The organism is Paracoccus sp. NSM, from assembly GCF_052379855.1.
Taxonomy (GTDB): domain Bacteria; phylum Pseudomonadota; class Alphaproteobacteria; order Rhodobacterales; family Rhodobacteraceae; genus Paracoccus.
Genome location: NZ_JBQTCG010000027.1, coordinates 1 through 5,788, shown reverse-complemented (window position 1 = coordinate 5,788; position 5,788 = coordinate 1). Strand labels below are relative to the sequence as shown.

The following is a 5,788-nucleotide window of genomic DNA, read 5'->3' as shown; positions in this document are numbered from 1 at the left end:
CTCACCCGATCCCGTCCATTTCCGGCGCCTTGAGGAACCGCCATGCGCGTTTGGGCCCTGCCATGACGTTGAGGTAGTAGAGCTCGATCCCGTGGGGTGCGCCGCAGGGGTGGTGTCCTCGGGGCACCAGGACGACGTCGTGGTTGCGCACGGCCATGACCTCGTCGAGGCTGCCATCGTCGGTATAGACGCGCTGGACGGCCCAGCCCTCGGCGGGGTTCAGGCGGTGGTAATAGGTTTCTTCGAGATAGGTGATGCGGGGAAAGTCGTCCTCGTCATGGCGGTGGCTGGGATAGGAGGACCAATGGCCGGCCGGGGTGAAGACCTCGGTGACCAGCAGGCTGTCGCACCAGTCCTCGCCCTCCATGGCGATGTTGTTGATCCAGCGGGTGTTCGTGCCCTCGCCGCGCTGCGTCAGGGTGATGCCCTCGGGCCCGATCCGCCGCGCCCCATGCCCGCCCTGGCCGGGCGCCGAGCAGACGGCGATGGTGCAATCGGTCGCGGCCTCGGCGGCCCAGTCCTGCCCGTCCGGCACATAGAGACAATGCGGCGGCGTCTTCTCGAAGACATCCATCCGATCCCCCAGCACGCCCCAGTCGCGCCCTGCCGCGCGGAACGCGGCCTTGCCCTCGACCATGACCAGGATCACCTCGCGCGCGCCCGTCGCGGCGCTGACCCGTTCGCCCGCGCGCAGCCGGTGCAGCGCAAAGCCCACATACCGCCAGCCCGCGCTTTCGGGCGTGATCCGATGCACCTCGCCATGCGCCCCGAAAGGCCGCCTCAACAGATCCGCCATACCCGCCTCCTTCTGACCAACCCGTCCCGACGGCCCCATCGAGGGGCCGCCGCGCCGGTCGGGGCCAAAGCCCCTCCATCCACATCCCGAACCGCGGCGCACACGATCCGGGCTTCTTCTTCATCAAAATATCCCGGGGGGGATCCCGGAACGGGATGGGGGGCTGGCCCCCCTGCCCCATTGCCGCGCGCGCGACCCCGCCCCGGCGCGCGGCCGGTCAGGCGGTGACGCGCCGATCAAGCCCGGCCTTCAGGGCGGCCTCCTTCAGCGCCCTCAGACCCATCGCCTGATAATGCAGCGGGTCGCGCAGGACCGGGTCCTGCTCGGCCTCGATCACCAGCCAGCCCTCATAGCCCGCCTCGGCCAGAACGCGCAGCAGCGCCGCGAAATCGATCGCCCCCTCGGGATCGCCCGGCACGGTGAAGGCGCCGGCCAGAACGCCCTGCAGAAAGGACAGCCCCTCGGCCCGCACCCGCTCGGTCACGGGGCGACGGATGTTCTTGGCGTGAAAATGCGCCACCCGGCCCACATGGCGGCGCAGCACCGCCTCGGGATCGCCGCCGCCAAAGGCGCAATGGCCCGCATCGAACAGCAGATGCGTGGCGGGGCCCGTGGCGGCCATGAACGCGTCGATCTCTTCCGGGCTCTCCACCACGGTACCCATATGGTGGTGATAGGCCAGCGTGATGCCCTGCCCCGCCAGGAAGGCCGCGAATTCCTCCATCTTCGCGCCGAACGCCGCCATCTGCGCGCCCGTCAGACGCGGCCGGTCGTTCACCGCCACATCCGCCCGCCCATGCACCGTGTTCGAGCATTCGCAGGCGATGCAGACGCGGCAATCATTCGCCTTCAGCTTCGCCAGATGCGGCTGCACCGCCGCGATCTCGTCCTCGACCGAACGCTCCAGCAGATGCGTCGAATACCAGCCCGAGACGAAGCGCAGCCCGTATTCCCCCAGCAGCGCCTTCAGCGCCTGCGGGTCATCGGGCCAGCGATGGCCGTTCTCGATCCCGTCAAAGCCGATCTCGCGGCCCGCCTGCCGCAGGATCTGCTCGGTCGGGATATGGGCGCCGATCGACTGGTCGTCGTCATTGGCCCAGGCGATGGGGTTGGTGCCGTAAAGGATCATCTTCTGCCTCAATTGATCACGTTCTGCCGCGCGACATGCTCGATGTAGCGCGCATAGGCCTGCTCCAGCCGCTCCGGCCCGCCCACGGCGGGAACGGCCACGTCCCAGAAATGGCCCGCGCCCTCCAGCCCGTCGCCGGGACCGGGGCGGGCGGTGGTCTCGATCACGATGATTGTCGGGATGTCGCGGCCCCGCGCGGCGGCGATCTCGGCCTCCAGCGCGGCCAGATCGGCGGCCTTCACCGCATGCGCCCCCATGCTGGCGGCATGGGCGACATAATCGATGACGGGCTGCGCCTCGATCCGGCAATCGACATACATGTTGTTGAAGGGCGCCCCGCCGGAATGGGCCTGCAGCCGGTTGATGCAGCCATAGCCGCGATTATCGGTCAGGATCACGGTGAAGGGGATGCGCCGCATCACCGCCGTCGCCAATTCGCTGTTGGCCATCATGTAGCTGCCATCGCCCACGAAGCACAGCACCTCGCGATCGGGCCGCGCCAGCTTCAGGCCCATCGCGCCCGCCACCTCGTAGCCCATGCAGGAATAGCCGTATTCCATGTGATAGCCGTGCTGGCTGGCCCGCCACAGCAGCTTCAGCGCGCCGGGCATGGTGCCGGCGGCGCACAGGGCGATGCCATCGGGCGCCGCGCGCTGGACGGCGCCGATCACCTGCGCATCGGTGGGCAGCCCCTCGGGCGCGGTGTTGCAATGCGCCTCGACCGCCGCAAGCCAGGCCGCCCGCGCGCCGCTATCGGCGGCCTCGAAGCGCAGGCCCTCCAGCGCGGCGCCAAGCGCCTCCAGCGCCACGCGGGCATCGGCCACCAGCATCGCCGCGCCATGCTTGCCCGCATCATAGGCCTGCACGTTGACCGCCAGAAGCCGCGCGCCGGGAAACAGCGTCCGCGAGCCGGTGGTGAAATCCTGCAGCCGCGTGCCGACCGCGATCACCAGATCGGCCGCCTGCGCCGCCGCGTTCGCCGCCGCCGAGCCATCGACCCCCGCCGCCCCGAAGTTCATCGGATGGGCCTGCGCCAGGGCAGACTTGCCCGCCTGCGTCTCGATCACCGGGATGTTCAGCCGGCCCGCGAACGCCCCCAGCACCGCCTCGGCGCCGGAATGGATCACCCCCCCGCCGCAGACGATGATCGGCGCCCGCGCCGCACGGATCATCGCGACCGCCTCGGCCAGCTCGCCCGCATCGGGCGCGGGCCGCCGGATGCGCCAGACCCGCGGCGCAAAGAACGCTTCCGGCCAGTCGTAAGCCTCGGCCTGCACGTCCTGGCAGAAGGCCAGGCAGACCGGCCCGCATTCGGCCGGATCGGCCATCACCCGCATTGCGCGCGGCAGCGCGCTCAGCAGATGCTCGGGCCGGGTGATGCGGTCGAAATACCGCACGACAGGCCGAAAGCAGTCATTCGCCGACACGGTGCCATCCCCGAAGCCCTCGACCTGCTGCAACACCGGATCGGGCCGCCGCGTCGCGAAGACGTCGCCCGCGATGAACAGCACCGGCAGCCGGTTCACATGCGCCAGGGCCGCCGCCGTCACCATGTTCGTGGAGCCCGGCCCGATCGAGGCCGTCACCGCCTGCGCACGCCTGCGCCCATGCCCCTTGGCAAAGGCGATGGCGGCATGGGCCATGCTCTGCTCGTTCTGGCCACGCCAGGTCGGCAGCGCGTCCCCGATCCCGTGCAGCGCCTCGCCCAGACCCGCCACATTGCCATGGCCAAAGATCGCCCAGACCCCGTCGATGAAGCGCTCGCCCTCTTCGGTCATCTGCACCGAGAGCCACCGCACCATCGCCTGCGCCGCCGTCAGCCGCACCGTTCCACCCTGCAATCCGCTCATCGCCCGCCCTTCTTCTTCACGCAAATATCCCGCGGGGGGAAATCCCGCAGGGATTGGGGGGCGCGAAGCCCCCCGGCCACCGCCCCCGGCAAGGGCCCGCCCTCACGCCGCATCCCGCGCGGCCTCCCGCGCGCGGTCCCAGATCGCACAAAGCCGCCGGTACCGCCCGGCCATCTCCGCAACCGCAGCCTCGTCCCCGATCCGCCCGGCCAGCCAATCCCGCGCCACCGCGCCGAAGATCGTCCGCCCCACCGCAAAACCCCGCACCAGCGGAAACCGCGCCGCCACCCCGAAACTCGCCGCCAGATCCGCCTCGGGCGCGTCCAGCCCCAGAACCACGATCCCGCGCGTGTGGCGGTCATGCGCCTCGATCGCCGCGATCGCCTTGCCCCAGGCCGCCGCGCTGGTCAGAGGCTCCAGCTTCCACCAATCCGGGTAGATCCCCGCCGCATAGAACTGCCCGATCAGCGCCGCGGTCGTCTCGTCATCGACCGGCCCGACCCTGGACGGAATGATCTCCAGCAGGAAATCCAGCCCGTTCCTGCGCGCGGCGGTGTAAAGCCGCAGCACCGTCGCCTCCTGCGCGGCCCGCAGCGCCGGATCGTCGTCGGGATGGCAGAAGCACAGCACCTTGACGACATTCTCGCGCGCCCATTCGCCCAATCCCCCGCAATCGGGGCCCAGCTCCGGCTCCAGCGCCAGCGGCCGCGAGCCAGGCCATTCCGCGGGCCGCCCGATCCACAGCCCCGTCCCCGAGGCCGCATGCAGCGCCTCGCGCCCGATCCGGCTGTCGCAGAGGATCCCGTAGCCCCCCTGCCCGTCCTGCACCGCCAGCGCCGCCTCCAGGCAGAGCCGCTTGAAGGCCCCGCCCTTCGCCGGGGTGTAGCCCTCCATCTCTTCCAGCTGCAGCCGGTGGTCGAAGGCAAAAACCCGCATCGTCGTCCAGTCGCCGCCCATCCGGCCCTGACGGTTCGTCGCCCAATGCACCTGTTCCAGCGCCGCGTCGTTCCTCAGATCGGGGCGGATCACGCCGCGCTCCAGGAAGAACCGCAATTCCTCCCAGCTGGGATAGGCGGGCGTGCAGCCATGGCGGCTGACCGCAAAGGCGCCGCAGGCATTGGCGTATTCCAGCGCGCGCGGCCACGCCTCGCCATCCAGCCACCCCTTCAGCAGCCCCGAGAAGAACCCGTCCCCCGCGCCCAGCACATTGAAGACCTCGATCGGAAAGCCCGGCCCCTGCTGGCCGCTTTCCCACCCCTCGATGGCACCCTCGAAGGCCACCGCCCCCGCAGCACCCCGCTTGCAGACCAGCACCGCGTCGCTGATCGCGCGCACCGCGCGCAGCGCCGCCAGCGTGTCGGTCGTGCCGCCGGCGATGTGGAACTCCTCCTCGGTGCCCACGATCAGGTCGAACAATGGCAGCGTCGCCTGCAGCCGCGCCGTCACGGCGGCGCTTTCCACAAAACGGCTCTCGCCCGCGCCATGGCCCGCCACCCCCCACAGGTTCGGGCGATAATCGATGTCCAAAGCCGTCCGCGCGCCGTGCTTGCGCGCCAGCCGCAGCGCATGCATCACCGCCGCCTCGGTCCGCGGATGGCTCAGATGCGTGCCCGTCGCAAGCACGCAGCGCGCCTCGGCGATCAGGCCCTCGTCGATGTCATCCTCCGACAGCGCCATGTCCGCGCAGTTCTCGCGGTAAAAGATCAGCGGAAAGCTCTCCTCATCCCGGATCCCCAGGATCACAAGAGCCGTCAGACGCTCGGGGTCGGTCGCAACGCCCCGCACGTCCACCCCCTCGCGCACAAGCTGCTCGCGGATGAAACGCCCCATATGCTCGTCACCCACACGCGTGATCACCCCAGACCGCAACCCCAACCGAGACGTCCCGCAGGCAATGTTCGTCGGCGACCCCCCAACATATTTGGAAAACGAACCCATGTCCTCCAAACGACCGCCAACCTGCTCGCCGTAAAGATCAACCGAAGAACGGCCAATGGTGATAACGTCAAGTGA

Annotated in this window: 4 protein-coding genes; all 4 read right to left on the bottom strand. The window is 69.8% G+C overall.

Annotated elements, in window-relative coordinates:
• Position 1 precedes the first annotated feature (1 nt).
• Positions 2-796: a 5-deoxy-glucuronate isomerase gene (gene iolB / locus ACTZWU_RS16620; RefSeq protein WP_444738477.1), complete on the bottom strand. Its 795-nt coding sequence runs from the start codon at positions 794-796 to the stop codon at positions 2-4.
• Positions 797-1,013: 217 nt separating this feature from the next.
• Positions 1,014-1,925 carry a myo-inosose-2 dehydratase gene (gene iolE / locus ACTZWU_RS16615; protein WP_444738476.1) on the bottom strand — a complete coding sequence of 304 codons (912 nt, stop codon included), beginning with the start codon at positions 1,923-1,925 and terminating at the stop codon, positions 1,014-1,016.
• A gap of 8 nt (positions 1,926-1,933) precedes the next feature.
• Positions 1,934-3,775: a 3D-(3,5/4)-trihydroxycyclohexane-1,2-dione acylhydrolase (decyclizing) gene (iolD, locus tag ACTZWU_RS16610; RefSeq protein WP_444738475.1), complete on the bottom strand. Its 1,842-nt coding sequence runs from the start codon at positions 3,773-3,775 to the stop codon at positions 1,934-1,936.
• Between the two features lie 102 nt (positions 3,776-3,877).
• Positions 3,878-5,788 (bottom strand): bifunctional 5-dehydro-2-deoxygluconokinase/5-dehydro-2-deoxyphosphogluconate aldolase (locus ACTZWU_RS16605; protein WP_444738474.1); only part of this gene is annotated, 1,911 nt, incomplete at its 5' end.